The organism is Sulfitobacter sp. EhC04 (assembly GCF_001650875.1).
GTDB lineage: Bacteria > Pseudomonadota > Alphaproteobacteria > Rhodobacterales > Rhodobacteraceae > Sulfitobacter.
Genome location: NZ_LXYI01000017.1, coordinates 81743 through 96951, shown reverse-complemented (window position 1 = coordinate 96951; position 15209 = coordinate 81743). Strand labels below are relative to the sequence as shown.

Here is a 15209-nt window from a genome sequence, read left to right as displayed (position 1 = left end):
GGTGTTCTTGACCCGTCGTACCTGGCCCTTGCGGGCATGGACGCTGGTCGCTTTGGCCGGCGTTCTGCTGTTGTCTGCCTGTGGCGAGGGGCGGCAATCGGTGCTGAACCCGTCGGGGCGCGATGCGCTGCTGCTCTATGATCTGGCGCGGGTGATGTTTGTCGGCGCGCTGGTGCTGTGGCTACTGGTGGGCGGGCTGTTCGTCTATGTGACGCGGATCAACCCGCGCGAGATGTCGCGGCGGTTGGCCGAGGGGCTGATTGTTGGCGGCGGCGTGTTGTTTCCTGTCGTGTTGCTGGGCGGGTTGCTGGTGTACAGCCTGCCGCTGATGCAGGCCCCGCGCGAGGCGGATGAAGGCTTGCGGGTGCACATCACCGCCGAGCAATGGTGGTGGCGGGTCGAGTACGAGCTGCCCGATGGCGGCCGTGTCACGTCAGCCAACGAATTGCGTTTACCGGTGGGCGCGCGCACCGGGCTGGTGCTGAATGCGCACAGGGTGATCCACGCCTTCTGGGTGCCCGCACTTGGCGGCAAGGCGGACATGATTCCGGGCCGCGAGACTTATCTGTCGCTGTTGCCCGAGGCGGCGGGCACCTATCGCGGGCAATGCGCAGAATTTTGCGGTGCGTCCCATGCGCTGATGGCATTTGAGACCGTGGCGATGGCCCCTGCGGATTTCGAGGCCTGGCTGGCCGCCGAGGCGCAGGATGCCGCCGCGCCCCAGGGCGAGGACGCCACACGCGGTGCCCAGGTGTTTGCACGCGAAGGTTGCGGCGGTTGCCACACCGTGCGCGGCACGCAGGCCGTGGGGCAGGTGGGGCCGGATCTGACCCATGTGGGCAGCCGCCTGTCGCTGGGGGCCGGTATCCTTGGCGTGGAGGCCCCCGATTTTGCCAGTTGGATTGCCCATACCGAGACCCTGAAACCAGAGGTTGCCATGCCCAGCTATGACCACCTGCCGCCCGACGATCTGACTGCGCTTGCCGCCTATCTGGGAGGGTTGGAATGACACGACCTGCACCGCTTCCCGTGGCCGAGGGGACCTATCCTCCGACCGAGGACATGCTGAACGAACCGGTGACGTCCGAAGAGCAGGACCGCGGCAAGGCCGAGCTGCGCGCGGCATGGAAAACACCGCAGGGGTGGCGTTACATCTCGGCGGTGAACAACACCGAGGTGGGCGTCTGGTACGCCCTGACCGCTTTTGGGTTTATGCTGCTTGCCGGGCTTTTGGCGCTGGCGATGCGGGTGCAACTGGCCTTTCCGGGCAACACGTTTCTGGATGCGGACCGGTTCAACCAGTTCTTTACCATGCACGGATCGGCGATGATGTTCCTGTTCGCCGTCCCGATGTTCGAGGCGATCAGTATCCTGTTGCTGCCTGCCTTCCTCGGCGCGCGCGACATGCCGTTTCCACGCCTGTCTGCCTACGGTTACTGGTGTTTCCTGATCGGCGGCTGTTTCGTCATGGGCTCGCTTCTGTTCGACGCAGGGCCAAAGGCGGGGTGGTTCATGTACCCACCACTCGCCACCAAAGAGGAAGGCGTCGGCCCCGACATCTGGCTGTTGGGCCTGTCGTTCATCGAGGTCGCCAGCATCGCTGCTGCGGTCGAGCTGATCGTGGGCGCGCTGAAATGCCGTCCGCCCGGAATGCGGGTGAACATCATGCCGCTTTATGCGTGGTATGTGACAGTGGTGGGCGGCATGATCCTGTTTGCCTTTCCGCCGCTGATTGCGGGCGATTTCCTGTTCGAATTGCAGCGGTCGTTCGACTGGCCATTCTTTGACCCCGAACGCGGTGGCGATCCGATCCTGTGGCAACACCTGTTCTGGATTTTCGGCCACCCCGAGGTCTACATCGTTTTCCTGCCGTCCATCGCCATTGCGGCGATGATCGTGCCAACCGTCGCCCGGCGGCCGATTGTGGGGTATTCGTGGATCGTGCTGTCGGCGGTGGGCACCGGGTTCCTCAGCTTCGGGCTGTGGGTCCACCATATGTTCACCACTGGCTTGCCGCAGATGTCACTGGGGTTCTTTTCCGCCGCTTCCGAGGCGGTGGTGATCCCCACCGGCATCCAGTTGTTCGCCTTTATCGCCACGTTGATGGTCGGGCGGGTCAAGATGACCCTGCCAATGCTGTGGATCGCGGGTGCGTTGGCCATCTTTGTGGCGGGAGGGCTGACGGGCGTGATGCTGGCCATCGTACCGTTCAACTGGCAGGCGCATGACACTTATTTCATCGTGGCGCATCTGCATTACACATTGTTCGGAGGCATGGTCTTTCCGGTGATAGCGGGGGTCTATTACTTTTACCCGTTCTTTGCCAAAAAGCTGTTGTCAGAACGTTTGGGCCGCTGGGCCTTCTGGCTGATCTTTACTGGCTTCAACGTGACCTTCCTGCCGATGCATCTGACCGGACTGATGGGCATGCCGCGGCGGGTATTCACCTATCCCGAAAGCGCGGGATGGGGGACGCTGAATCTGATTTCGACGCTTGGTGCCTTTGTCATTGCCGCGGGTTTTGCGGTGTTCGTCTATGACATGCTGCGGCCCAAGTCGCGGCAGGGGCAAATCCCGCGCAATCCGTGGGGCGCAGGGACGCTGGAATTTGCCCATGACATCCCCGAAGAGGCCTGGGGTGTGCGGTCGGTGCCCTATATCACGTCACGCTACCCGTTGTGGGACCAGACCGATCTGGTCGCGCGCATGGACGCGGGCCGCTATTACCTGGCCGATGCGCCGGACCACCAGCGCGAAACGATCATAACATCGGTGATTGATGCCAAACCGATCTATGTGCAGCGGGTCACCGGCCCGGCGTGGATCACCATTTGGGCCGCGATCTTTACCGGCGGCGCGTTCATCTTTCCGACGTTCCATATCTACAAACCCGCGATTGTCTGCGGTGCCTTTGCCGTTGTCTGCGTGATGTACTGGCTGTGGACCAGCACCGCGCGCCCGCCGAAGGACGAGATGCGCGCGGCCGGATTGGGCCTGCGTCTGCCGAATTATGTGTCGGGACCGGATGCGGTGGGCTGGTGGGGCATGTGGATTACCATGCTGGGCGATGCAACGGCCTTTGCCAGTATTGTGTTCGGGTTCTTTTTCTACTGGACCGCGCGCCCCGATTTCCCGCCTGTCGATGCGGGTCATGCGGTGGGAACATGGGTGGCGGCGGCGGCAGTGCTGGGGGTTCTGGCCTGGGCTGCAACCTTGCTGGCCCGCGAGGTCAACCGGCGTGGCAAAGTGATGCTGGCGCGGCTGGCGCTGGTGATTGCGCCATTGAGCGCGGCAGCGGCGGGCGGGGCCGCCTGGCTGGCGGTGCGTGATCTGGATCCGGTATCGCATGTCTATCCGGCGATCCTGTGGGCGCTGATGGTCTGGCTGACGGTGCATCTGTGCGCGGGCATCATCATGCAGTGCTATTGCTTGGCAGGCTGCATCTTTGGCAAGGTCACGCCGCGCCATGATGCGGATCTGCGCAATGTCACGCTGTACTGGCACTTTGTTGCGCTGAAGGTTGTGGTGACCACGGCCCTGCTGGGGCTGGTGCCGGGGTGGTTGCCATGACCAGGATCACCGAGAACGAAGACGCCCGCGAATTCCGCTCCGAGGCGGGCAGCCTGTGGCGGATCACCTTTGGCCCGTTGATCTGGGCGGTCCATTTCGCCGCCTCCTACGGTGCGACGGCGTTGATCTGCGCCAAGGGCGGCACCGGGTTTGTGGAGGGCTTGCGGCTGGGCATCGGGATCGGGACGGGGGTGGCGCTTGTCGCGATTGCGTGGCTGGGCTGGCAGTCGTGGCGCCAGTGGGATCTGTTGCGTGACCGCGACTGGGAAAACGATCAGGGCACCGGCGAGGACCGCCACCAGTTTCTGGGACATGCGGCGTTTCTGCTGGCGGTGATTTCGTTCATCGGGGTGTCCTATGTCGCCCTGCCGGTTCTGCTGATCGGGACATGTCGTTGAGGGCCGTGTTGGGATACGTGGGCCTGCTGGTTCTGGCTGTGCTGTGGCTGTTGCCGCTGGGTGCCTGGGCGGGAGCGGATTTTCCGCATCACATGCTGCGGCATATGGGGCTGGTGGCCATCGTCACGCCGCTGCTGGTGGTGGGCTTTCCCCAGGCCACACGACTCTTTGCCCTGTCGCCGCTGGCCGGGGCGGCGGTGGAATTTGTGGTGGTCTGGGGCTGGCATCTGCCGGGCTTGCACGGCTGGGCCGACGGCGGCGGCGCGGGTCTGGTGCTGGAGCAGGGCAGCTTTGCCATCGCGGGCCTTCTGGTCTGGGCCGGTGCCCTGCGTGCGGACCAGCCGCTGGCGGGGGCGGGTGGCTTGCTGCTGACGTCGATGCACATGACGTTGCTTGGCGCGCTGATCATTCTGGCGCCGCGCGATCTTTATGCGGAAATCTGCGGGCGTGCGCCTGATCTGGATGCGCAGCAACTGGGCGGGCTGCTGATGCTGGGGATCGGTACGCCGGTCTATCTGGTGGCGGGGCTGGTGTTGGTGGCGCGGGCATTGGATGACGAAAGGGGGCTGGCATGAGACTGGTGCTTCTGACACTGGCGGCGCTGGCGGTCTGTGGCGTGATCGCCACCGCGGCGGTTGTGGGCTTTGGCCTGTATAACGTGTCGGCACGGCAGGGGCATTTGCCCGGTGTGGGCTGGGTATTGCACACCACGTTCAAACAATCGGTGCGTTTGCGCGCGCCGGAGGCCAAAGAGGTGCCGGACGACATCACATCCCCAGACCGCATCAAGCTGGGCGCGCTGCATTTTCAGAGCGCCTGTGCCTTTTGCCACGCGGCACCGGGCCAGCCGCGCAGCGCAACGGCACTGTCGATGAACCCGCCGCCGCCCCATATCTCCGAGGCTGTGTTGCAGTGGGAGCCGCAGCACATGTTCTGGATCGTCGAACAAGGTGTGAAGATGAGCGGAATGCCCCATTGGCCCGCAGACGGACGCGGCGATGAGATCTGGTCGGTTGTGGCCTATTTGAACGCGGTGCCAGACATGACGGCGCAAGACCAGACCGCGTTGGCGGGGGACGGATCGGGTGCGGTCCGTTGCTCTGCCTGTCACGGCGAGGAGGGCAAAAGCGTCAATACCTATGTGCCAAGGCTGGACATCCTGACGCCCGACCAGATCACGCAGGCGCTGGTCCAATACCGCGACGGCACGCGCCGCAGCGGCATCATGCAAGAGGCCGCATCGGGGTTGAGCGATGCGCAGATCGACCGCATCGCGGGCCGGTATGGCGTGGCACAGGTGGCCAGCGCGCAGGCCGCAGACGCAGCCGAAACCGATCATGCAGGTGCGCGGCTGGCGATGCGCGGCACCGACGCTGTGCCCGCCTGCACACAATGTCACGGCCCCGGACGTGCAGCGGATGCGCCGATTGCGCCGGTGCTGGCGGGGCAAAGTCGTGCCTATATGGAAAGCCAGCTGAAGCTGTGGCGCGACGGCCAGCGTGGCGGCGGGGTGCGCGCCAAGCTGATGACCAAGGCCGCCCAGAACCTGAGCGACGCCGAGATCACCACACTGGCAGACTGGTTCGCGGGGCTGGCACCCGCAGGGGATGGTAAATGAATGTCCACAGGCCTAGGCTCTGGACCCATTAATCAAATATGCTCAGCGGCGATTTCACGAAATTTCAAGGGTTTGAGGCGTTCCGCCAATAGTGGTTCTATTTGCAAACGACTCAAGACGTTGAAATGAAGTGAAATCGCCGCCCTTCGGGTTTGACGGATTTTCCCGCAGCCTGCGTCACATCTGCTTGAAATAGAACCACTATTCACGCGCAGATGCTCCTGATCTACGAAAAAATCTGTCAAACTGAGCATGTAAGATTAATGGGTCCGGAGCCTAGGAGTTCGCAAGCCGCGTATAATGGCCAAAGGATTGGCTGAGGTCAGCATGCGAGCCCATCTCAACGATCTGGCCGTCCTGCATCACGGCAATGCGGTCTGCGTTGCGGATGGTGTCCAGGCGGTGCGCGATGACAAGTGTCGTGCGGTTTTCTGACAGGGCATCCAAAGCGTCCTGAATCTGGCGTTCGGTCTGGGTGTCGAGCGCCGAGGTGGCCTCGTCCAATATCAGGATCGGCGGGTTTTTCAGGAAGATCCGCGCAATGGCGACCCGTTGCTTTTGCCCGCCCGACAGGCTGACGCCACGTTCGCCCACGATAGTGTCCAGACCGTCGGGCATCTGCGCGATCAAATCGCCGAGTTGCGCCTTGGCGGCGGCGTCAAGAATTTCATCTTCGCGCGCGTTCAGACGACCATAGGCGATGTTTTCGCGCAGGGTGCCGCCGAAGAGGAACACATCCTGACTGACAATCCCGATCTGGCTGCGCAGGGAATTCAGCTTCATGCCCGCCACATCCAACCCGTCGATTGTGATCCGCCCCGCTTGCGGGTCGTAGAACCGTGGCACCAGCGCCAGCAAGGTGGTCTTGCCCGCGCCGGACTGTCCGACAAAGGCCATCTTTTCACCCGCACGCACATCCAGGTTGATGCCCTTGAGCACTGGCCGCCCCGCTCCGTAGTCGAATGCGATGTCTTCAAACCGCACGGCCCCCTTGAACGCAGGGGCATCCTGCGCGTCTTTGGCGTCGGCCACATCGGGCTCGGTCTCCATCAGTTCCAGATAGCGGCGAAAGCCTGCGATCCCGCGCGGATAGGTTTCGATCACGGCGGCAATCTTGTCGAGGGGACGGAAGAACACCGTCACCAGCAGCAGAAACGCGACAAAGCCGCCGGTGCTCAGCGATCCGTCCAGCACAAAGCCCGCACCGGCCACCATCACAACCACTTGGATCAAACGCATCCCCATGTAGTTCAGCGCTGATGACCCCGCCATCAGCTTGTAGGCCGACAACTTGGTCTCGCGGTAGCGGTTGTTGTCTGCGGCGAACAGGGCCGCTTCGTGGTCTTCATTGGCAAAGGCCTGCACCACACGGATGCCGCCGATGTTCTCCTCAAGCCGCACGTTGAAATCGGCCACGCGTGCATAGATGGACCGCCATGTGCGGGTCATACGCCCGCCGAACACAACCACGATAGCGACGCAGGCCGGAACGATCACCGCCGTGATCAGCGCCAGTTTGACATTGATCGTCATCATCAGGGCAAAGGCCCCGACAAAGGTCATGATTGCAATGAACAGATCCTCCGGCCCATGGTGGGCGACCTCGCCGATCTCTTCAAGGTCGCGGGTGACGCGGGCGACCAGTTTGCCGGTGCGCATCTTGTCGAAAAAGGAAAAGGACAGCCGCTGGAAATGAGCGAAGGCACGGCGTCGCATTTCGGTTTCGATGTTGATGCCCAGCATGTGACCCCAATAGATCACAATGGTCATCAGGCCCGAGTTCAAGACATAGATGACCAGCAACCCAAAAGCGGCCAGAAGGGTCAGCCCCAGATCACCGGCGGGCAAGAGCACATCAATGAACCCCTTGATCGCCAGCGGAAACGCAAGTTCCAGCAGACCCGAGAGCACAGCACATCCGAAATCAAGCCAGAACAGAGCCTTCCAGGGCCGATAGTATTCAAAGAACTGCCGAAGCATGGAACGCATCTTTCTGCTGTGGGACGCCTGCGGGTTGGGTATCTGAACGGTCTGTGTTTTCCCAGACCGAAGTGTCGCGGCGGTGTCAGGGGACCGGCAAGCGGCCCCGGTTGTGCGGGTGACGATACGGAACACGTCCAAAGGGAACTGCGGGCGCGGTCAGTGCGTTCTTTATTCGGAGGATCACATCATGTCATTTCGTCGCGACTACATCACCAAGCCCATTTTCAAATGGGCCAAGACCGCGTTGCCTGCCCTGTCCGACACCGAAGCCGAGGCGATTTCGGCGGGGGATGTCCATTTTGAAGGCGAATTGTTTTCGGGCAAACCCGACTGGTCGGTGTTGCGCAATATGAAGGCCCCGACGCTGACAGCGGACGAACAGGCCTTTGTCGACGGGCCGTGCCGGGAGTTCTGCGATATGCTGGACAGCTGGCAGATTGACCATGTTGCCGGTGATCTGCCGAAAGACGCGTGGGATTATCTGCGCGATAACGGGTTCTTTGGCATGATCATCCCAAAGGAGTATGGCGGCCTGGGCTTCTCCGCCTACGCCCATTCAGAAGTGGTGCGCTATATCTCAAGCCGGTCTGTCGCCGGGGCAGTGACCGTGATGGTGCCAAACTCGCTTGGCCCCGGAGAGCTGATTTTGCAGTTCGGCACCCAGGCGCAGCGCGACGACTGGTTGCCGCGTCTGGCCTCGGGTAAGGAATTGCCCGCCTTTGGCCTGACCAGCGAAGACGCCGGATCGGACGCGTCGGCCATGGTGGATGAAGGCGTGATCTGCAAGCAGAAATGGCAAGGCGAGGAGGTTCTGGGCATCCGTCTGAACTGGGCCAAGCGTTACATCACACTGGCACCCGTCTGCACGGTTCTGGGGCTGGCGTTCCAGCTGCGCGATCCGGACGGATTGCTGGGCGATGCGCCCGACATCGGCATCACCTGCGCACTTGTGCCTACCGATCTGGACGGCGTTGAAACAGGCCGTCGCCACTTGCCGTCGGGAACGATGTTCATGAACGGGCCGACCACCGGTAAGGATGTGTTCATTCCGTTGGACCACATCATCGGCGGGCCGGAATACGCGGGCAAGGGTTGGATGATGCTGATGAGCGCACTGGCCGCAGGACGCGGGATTTCGCTGCCGTCGCTGTCGGCGGCAGGAACCGCGCTGGCGGCACATACGACAGGGGCCTATGCCCGCGTGCGCAAGCAGTTCAACATGCCCATTGGCCTGTTCGGCGGCGTCCAGGAACCGATGGCGCGGATCGCGGCCAATGCCTATACCATCGACGCCGGCCGTCGATTGACCACAGCGGCGCTGGACGAGGGGCACAAGCTGGCGGTGATTTCGGCCATCATGAAATACCATGCGACCACCCGAATGCGCGAAAGCATCAACGACGCGATGGATGTGCATTCAGGCAAGGCGGTGATCGACGGTCCGCTGAATTATCTGCAACCGCATTACCGCGCCATCCCCATCGGGATCACCGTCGAGGGGGCCAACATCGTCACCCGCAACCTGATCATTTTTGGTCAGGGGGCGATCCGCGCGCATCCGCATCTGCTGGATGAAATGCAGGCCTTGCAGGAACCGGACCCCGAAAAATCACTGACGGAATTCGACAGGCATTTCTGGGCGCATGTGGGCCATTCGACCCGCAACTTCTTTCGCGCCTGGTGGTCAGGCTGGACCGGACGCGGCGCGGTGCCGGACAATGCGGGCGACATCGCGCCGCTTTATGCACGGCTTTCGCGCTGGTCTGCCGCCTTTGCCGTGACGGCTGACATGGCGTTTCTGACGCTGGGCGGGGAGTTGAAGCGCAAAGAGATGATCTCGGCGCGTTTGGGCGATGCGCTGTCGGAAATGTTTCTTGTGGCTGCTGCGCTGAAACGTTGGGAAGACGACGGGCGACACGAAGGGGATTTGCCGCTGGTGCAATACTCTGCCGAAGTGTCCTTCAAGCGTATCGGACGTGCGCTGGACGAAACCATTGCAAATTTTCCCGCGCGGTGGGTTGGATGGCTGCTGCGTCCGACGCTGTTGCCGCAATCACGGTCGCGCGGGCCGTCGGACAAGCTGGCCGAGCAGTGCGCGATGATCCTGTACCACCCGTCGCAAACCCGTGACCGTCTGGTTGGTGAGCTGCATCCGGGGGAATCCGACAGCGGGCCGGGCTTGCTCGACACCGCCTTCAGGATGGTGATCGAGGCAGAGCCGCTGACCAAACGCCTGCGCAAACTCAAACAGTCGCCTGCCGCCGCGCTGAAGGCCGGGGCGCTGACCGATGCCGAATTCGCGCAGTTGGAGCGCCTGGACGCCGCCGTGCAAAAGGTTGTGGCGGTGGACGAATACAGCCCCGAGGAAATTGCAGCCATGTTCCCCGATGCGCCTCAGAATTCTGACAGCTTGACCCCCAGAGAGGCCGCAGAATGACCCGTCCCGTTTATCTTGTCGATGGTGCCCGCACCCCGTTTCTAAAGGCGCGTGGTGGTCCGGGACCGTTCACGCCGGTGGATCTGGCGGTGCAATGCGGCAGGCCGCTGTTGATGCGCCAGCCGATGCCGCGCAGTGCTTTTGATCTGGTTATTCTGGGCTGTGTGAACGTCATTCAGGACGAAATGAACCCTGCCCGCGTGGCGGCGCTGCGGCTGGGAATGGGTGATGAACAGGTGGCCTTTACCATGCAGATCAACTGTGGTTCGGGCATGCAGAGCATCGACACCGCCTTTCGCTATATCCGCGATGGCAGTCATGAAATGATCCTTGCCGGCGGCACCGAGGCGCTGAGCCATGCGCCGCTGGTCTATAACCGCAAGGCGACAGAGTGGTTCGGCGGCATGGCGCAGGCCAGGGGCGCGATGGACAAGGCCGCCAAATTGACCGAACTGCGCCCCGATTTCTTCAGCCCGGTGATTGGGCTGGAGCGTGGGCTGACCGATCCGATTACGTCCCTCAACATGGGCCAGACTGCCGAAGTGCTGGCGCATCGTTTCGGCATCGACCGCGAAACCGCAGATGCCTATGCGGTGGACAGCCACAAACGGCTGGCGGCAGCGCAGGCCGGTGGACGGCTGGACCGCGAGGTGCTGCCTGCCTTTGACCGTGACGGGGTACCCCATGCGGCAGATGACGGCGTGCGTCCCGACAATTCAATGGCGCATCTGGCCAAGCTGAACCCCGCATTCGAAAAGCCCTACGGCAAGGTCACGGCAGGTAATTCCAGCCAGATCACAGATGGCGCATCCTGGGTGATCCTTGCATCGGAAACGGCGGTCGAGGCACATGGGCTGGAGCCGATCGCGCGGCTGGTCGACAGCGAATGGGCGGCGTTGGATCCGTCGATCATGGGGCTTGGTCCGGTGCTGGCGTCGACCCCGCTGGCGCAGCGGCATGGCCTGAATGTTGACGACATCGACCTGTGGGAAATCAACGAAGCCTTTGCCGCACAGGTGCTGTCCTGTCTGGCGGCATGGCAGGATGATGATTTTTGCCGCGAAGTGCTGGGCTATGACGCCGCTTTTGGGCGGATCGACCGTGGCCGTCTGAATGTGGATGGCGGCGCGATCAGCCTTGGCCACCCTGTCGGGGCCAGCGGCAACAAGATCGTGCTGCATCTGGCCAATGCAATGAAAACCAAAGGTGTCCGTCGCGGCATCGCCACCGAATGCATCGGTGGCGGGCTGGGCGGTGCCATGCTGTTGGAGGCCGCGTGATGGATGTTCTGGAACACATTCCCCGCACGCCCAGGCCTGAAGATACGCCAAGACCGGCAGGCGTGGACAACTGGCGTTATGCCAAGGGCGAGATTGCCCAACTGTGGCTGGACTGTGCTAACACCGGCACCAATGTGATATCGGAAGCGGTGTTGCGCGAACTGGACAGATTGCTGGACCAGATCAAAACCGATCAACCCCGCGCATTGGCGATCCGCTCGGCCAAGGCAGGCGGCTTCGCGGCAGGCGCCGACATTGACGGCTTTGCCAATCTGCGCGGTGAAAGCGCCGTGAAGATGCTGGAACAGGGCCATGCCGTGTTGGACAAATTGTCAGACCTGCCTTTCACGACCATCGCCGTGGTGCATGGCAACACGCTGGGCGGCGGGCTGGAACTGGCGCTGGCCTGCGATCACCGCATCGGGGTTGATGGCGTCAAGGTCGGCTTTCCCGAGGTGCAGTTGGGCTTGCATCCGGGCCTGGGCGGAACCTTTCGGCTGACACGGCTGATTGATCCGGTGGCCGCGATGCAGATGATGCTGACGGGCAGTTCCGCCCATGACCGCAAGGCGCGCAAGCTGGGCATACTGGACGCGTTGGTGCCGATCCGCCATGTCGATGCAGCGATCAGCGCCGCCGCAGCTGGCAAACTGGAGCACGACACCGGCGGGCTGCGCGCCACGGCGCTGCGCACCCGCGCGGGCCGGTCGCTGGCCGCCACGCGGATGCGGTCCGAAGCCGAAAAGAAGGCCCCGAACCAGCATTACCCCGCGCCCTATGCGCTGATAAACCTGTGGGAAGACCATGGCGGCGATCCTTCCGCGATGCAAAAGGCCGAAATCGCATCCTTTGCCAAACTCCTAGACAGCGCCACGGCGCAAAATCTGATCCGCGTGTTTTTCCTGCGCCGCAAACTGAAGTCAGAGGGCAAAGGCAACGACGGCATCCAGCATGTTCACGTGATCGGTGCCGGTGCCATGGGTGCCGAGATTGCCGCATGGTCCGCGATGCAGGGCAAGCGCGTCACGCTGGAAGACGTGGCGCTGGAGCCACTGGGCGAGGCGGTGAAAAGGGCCGTGGGCATTTATGACAAGAAGCACCTCAGCGGGATTGACGCACGCGATGCGCTGGACCGGATGATGCCCGACCCCGAGGGGCTGGGCCGCGCCCGTGCCGATCTGGTGATCGAGGCCGCACCCGAAAAGCTGGAGATCAAGGAAAAGATCTATGCATCGCTTGACGGCGTGATGAAGCCGGATGCGATACTGGCCAGCAACACCTCAAGCCTGCGATTGGCCGATCTGGTGGCGGCCACGCCCGATGCGGGCCGGTTTGCGGGGCTGCATTTCTTTAACCCCGTTTCGCAAATGCCCCTGGTCGAAGTTGTCTCGCATGATGCGGCCGAAGCCAAGACGCTGGACCGTCTGGCAGCCTTTGCCGAAGGTATTGACCGTCTGCCTGCGCGCGTCACCGATTACCCTGGGTTTCTGGTGAACCGCATCCTTGGCCCCTATCTGATGGAGGCGATGGTGATGCTGGAGGAAGGCAAAACCAAGGAAGACATCGACCGCGCAGCGCTGGCATTCGGCATGCCGATGGGGCCTGTGACACTGGCCGATCAGGTGGGGCTGGATATCTGTCTGGAGGTGGCAAAGTCGCTGCGTCACAGTCTTGACCGACCGATGGCGGACACGCCGGACTGGCTGGCAGAAATGGTCGCGCAGGGGCACGTGGGCCGCAAGTCAGGGCGGGGATTGTACAACTATGACACCCGGGAAACGCCCCCCGACACGCCCGCCGATGATCCGCCCGACGAGATCATCGACCGGCTGATCCTGCCGATGTGCGACGCCGGAGTGGAATGCCTGCGCAAGGGTGTGGCGCAGGATGCCGATACCGTGGACGCCGCCGTGATCTTTGGCACTGGATGGGCCCCGTTCCGTGGCGGACCGATGCATTATGCCAAAGTACGCCGCGAAGTGCCGCGCAGGCTGGAAGCGCTGGCCGCAGACCACGGGGCGCGGTTTGACCCTGACAAGGGATGGGCCTCTTTTGGCTGAGAATACCGCCGACCGGATCGCAACCGAGATCATTGAACGCACAGGCGGCGAGATACGGCTGGCCTTGCCAATGGGGCTGGGAAAGCCGGTAACGCTACTGAATGCGTTGACCCGCGCGGTGGCCAAACGCCCCGATGTGCAGCTGTCGATCCTGACCGCATTGACGCTGGAACGGCCCGAGATGGGGCAGGGCATGGCGCGCCGCCTGCTGGAACCGGCCGCAGACCGCCTGTTCGGGGCCTATCCGCAGATCGAATACGCGCAGATGATGCGCGACGGCACCCTGCCCGAGAACATCGAAGTGTCCGAATTCTTTATGCAGGCGGGGCGCTGGTTGTCGCAGCCCGTGGTGCAGCGGCGCTATATCGCGGCGAACTATACCCATGCGCTGGACGTGCTGCGGGACTGGCGGCCCAACGTGATGATGCAACTGCTGGCTCCCGTTGATGCTGACAGCTTCAGCCTGTCGTGCAACACCGACATTTCGTCCGATCTGCTGAGGGACCGGCAGGCGGGACGGCAGGATTTCATCCTCGCAGCCGAGGTGAACGACACATTGCCCGCAATGACCGGCCCGCAGGCGAGGGTGGCCCGTGATGAGGTGCAATTGCTGATGGACGAGGGGCCGCAGTTTGAGCTGTTTTCCGTGGTCAAACGACCTGTCGGCGCTGTGGAACACGCCATCGGGCTGCATGTGGCGCGTCTGATCCGCGATGGCGGGACGCTGCAAATCGGGATCGGCGCAATTGGCGACGCGGTGGCCCATGCGCTGCTGTTGCGCCACGCGGGCAGGGCGCTGGACGTCCAGCGTAACAGCCCCTTTGCCATGGACGGATTTGACGAAAGCGGGGCCTTTGACGCAGGCCTGTATGTGGTGACGGAAATGCTGGTGGATGGCCTGCTGCAACTGTTCAAGGCCGGTATCGTGCGCCGCGAGGTTGATGGCGTTGCGATTCACGCGGGGTTCTTTGTGGATTGCCGCGCCTTTTACGAGGCTTTGCGGGGGCTTTCTGACGCGGAACAAGCGCGCATCCGAATGATGCCGGTGTCGTTTACCAACCAGCTTTACGGTGATGAGGACGCCAAACGCGCCGCCCGCACCGATGCGCGCTTTGTGAATGCGGCGATGAAGGTGACGCTGCTTGGTGGTGTGACCAGTGATGTGACAAGGGACGGGCAAGAGGTGAGCGGTATCGGGGGCCAGTTCAATTTCATCGAACAAGCCTTTGCGCTGGACGGGGCGCGGTCCGTCATCACCTTGCCCGCCACACGGACCAAGGCCGGGCAGACCACGTCGAACATCGTCTGGTCGCATCCGCACGAAAGCGTGCCGCGCGCCTATCGTGATATCGTGGTGACGGAATATGGCATTGCCGATCTGCGTGGAGTGCGCGACGAGGTAGCAGTTGCCCGTATGGTGCGTATTGCCGACAGCCGGTTTCAGGATGATCTGGTCGCTCAGGCCAAAAAGGCAGGCAAACTCGCGGCAGATTTTGAGGTCCCGGCCGGCTGCCGCCGCAACACACCGCAGTATCTGAACGGCTGGCTAGTCCCATTTGCACTGCCGGAATTTCCCTTTGGCACCGACTTTGATGCCGTCGAACAGCGGCTGTTGCCCGCGCTGGATCTATTGTCGAAAACCCAAGGTCACCGCATCGGCATGGCGCGGCTGGTTCTGGAGGGTCTGCGGGCAAGGGGTGCCAATCGCGTCTGTATGGAACGCATGGCGTTGACGGCCCCGCGCGGGTTTCGCAACCGGCTGGAAGCACTGGCGCTGAAAGGCGCGCTGCGGAAGGTTCGATAGCGGTGCTGCCGGTCTCAGGGGAACCTTTTCCCGATGCGGTATGTTGAATGACATATGTT

General features: G+C 62.6%; 10 protein-coding genes. 9 read left to right on the top strand and 1 reads right to left on the bottom strand.

Going from position 1 to position 15209, the window contains the following annotated elements; genetic code table 11:
* The first annotated feature begins 7 nt into the window (after positions 1-7).
* From A8B82_RS08730 to A8B82_RS08710, 5 genes are read left to right on the top strand one after another with little or no spacing between them, the layout of a single operon-like run.
* Entirely contained in the window at positions 8-1009 is a 1002-nt protein-coding gene (locus A8B82_RS08730; protein ID WP_235604647.1) for a cytochrome c oxidase subunit II, read from the top strand.
* Positions 1006-3570, top strand: a complete 2565-nt coding sequence (gene ctaD, locus A8B82_RS08725; RefSeq protein WP_067290894.1) for a cytochrome c oxidase subunit I — start codon at positions 1006-1008, stop codon at positions 3568-3570. The genes A8B82_RS08730 and ctaD overlap by 4 nt, the downstream gene beginning before the upstream one ends.
* On the top strand, positions 3567-3968 hold the full coding sequence (locus tag A8B82_RS08720) for a hypothetical protein (protein WP_067290892.1): 402 nt from the start codon (positions 3567-3569) through the stop codon (positions 3966-3968). Before ctaD ends, A8B82_RS08720 begins: the two co-directional genes overlap by 4 nt.
* Entirely contained in the window at positions 3959-4543 is a 585-nt protein-coding gene (locus A8B82_RS08715; protein ID WP_067290889.1) for a cytochrome c oxidase assembly protein, read from the top strand. Before A8B82_RS08720 ends, A8B82_RS08715 begins: the two co-directional genes overlap by 10 nt.
* Positions 4540-5586, top strand: coding sequence for a c-type cytochrome (locus A8B82_RS08710; protein ID WP_067290886.1), 1047 nt, complete (start codon positions 4540-4542; stop codon positions 5584-5586). The genes A8B82_RS08715 and A8B82_RS08710 overlap by 4 nt, the downstream gene beginning before the upstream one ends.
* 276 nt (positions 5587-5862) lie before the next feature.
* Here A8B82_RS08710 and A8B82_RS08705 read toward each other — a convergent pair whose 3' ends face one another.
* On the bottom strand, positions 5863-7566 hold the full coding sequence (locus A8B82_RS08705) for an ABC transporter ATP-binding protein (RefSeq protein ID WP_067290884.1): 1704 nt from the start codon (positions 7564-7566) through the stop codon (positions 5863-5865).
* A 190-nt stretch (positions 7567-7756) separates the two neighbouring features.
* Here A8B82_RS08705 and A8B82_RS08700 point away from each other — a divergent pair, with 190 nt between their 5' ends.
* Genes A8B82_RS08700 through A8B82_RS08685 form a run of 4 tightly spaced genes read left to right on the top strand, consistent with a single transcriptional unit; the run spans position 7757 to position 15150 of the window.
* Positions 7757-10006, top strand: coding sequence for an acyl-CoA dehydrogenase (locus A8B82_RS08700; protein ID WP_067290881.1), 2250 nt, complete (start codon positions 7757-7759; stop codon positions 10004-10006).
* Positions 10003-11286 carry an acetyl-CoA C-acetyltransferase gene (locus tag A8B82_RS08695; RefSeq protein ID WP_067290878.1) on the top strand — a complete coding sequence of 428 codons (1284 nt, stop codon included), beginning with the start codon at positions 10003-10005 and terminating at the stop codon, positions 11284-11286. Before A8B82_RS08700 ends, A8B82_RS08695 begins: the two co-directional genes overlap by 4 nt.
* Positions 11286-13346: a 3-hydroxyacyl-CoA dehydrogenase NAD-binding domain-containing protein gene (locus A8B82_RS08690; RefSeq protein WP_201120772.1), complete on the top strand. Its 2061-nt coding sequence runs from the start codon at positions 11286-11288 to the stop codon at positions 13344-13346. The genes A8B82_RS08695 and A8B82_RS08690 overlap by 1 nt, the downstream gene beginning before the upstream one ends.
* Positions 13339-15150 (top strand): acetyl-CoA hydrolase/transferase C-terminal domain-containing protein, encoded by a 1812-nt coding sequence (locus tag A8B82_RS08685; RefSeq protein ID WP_067290874.1) that lies wholly within the window; start codon positions 13339-13341, stop codon positions 15148-15150. The genes A8B82_RS08690 and A8B82_RS08685 overlap by 8 nt, the downstream gene beginning before the upstream one ends.
* Positions 15151-15209: the final 59 nt, after the last annotated feature.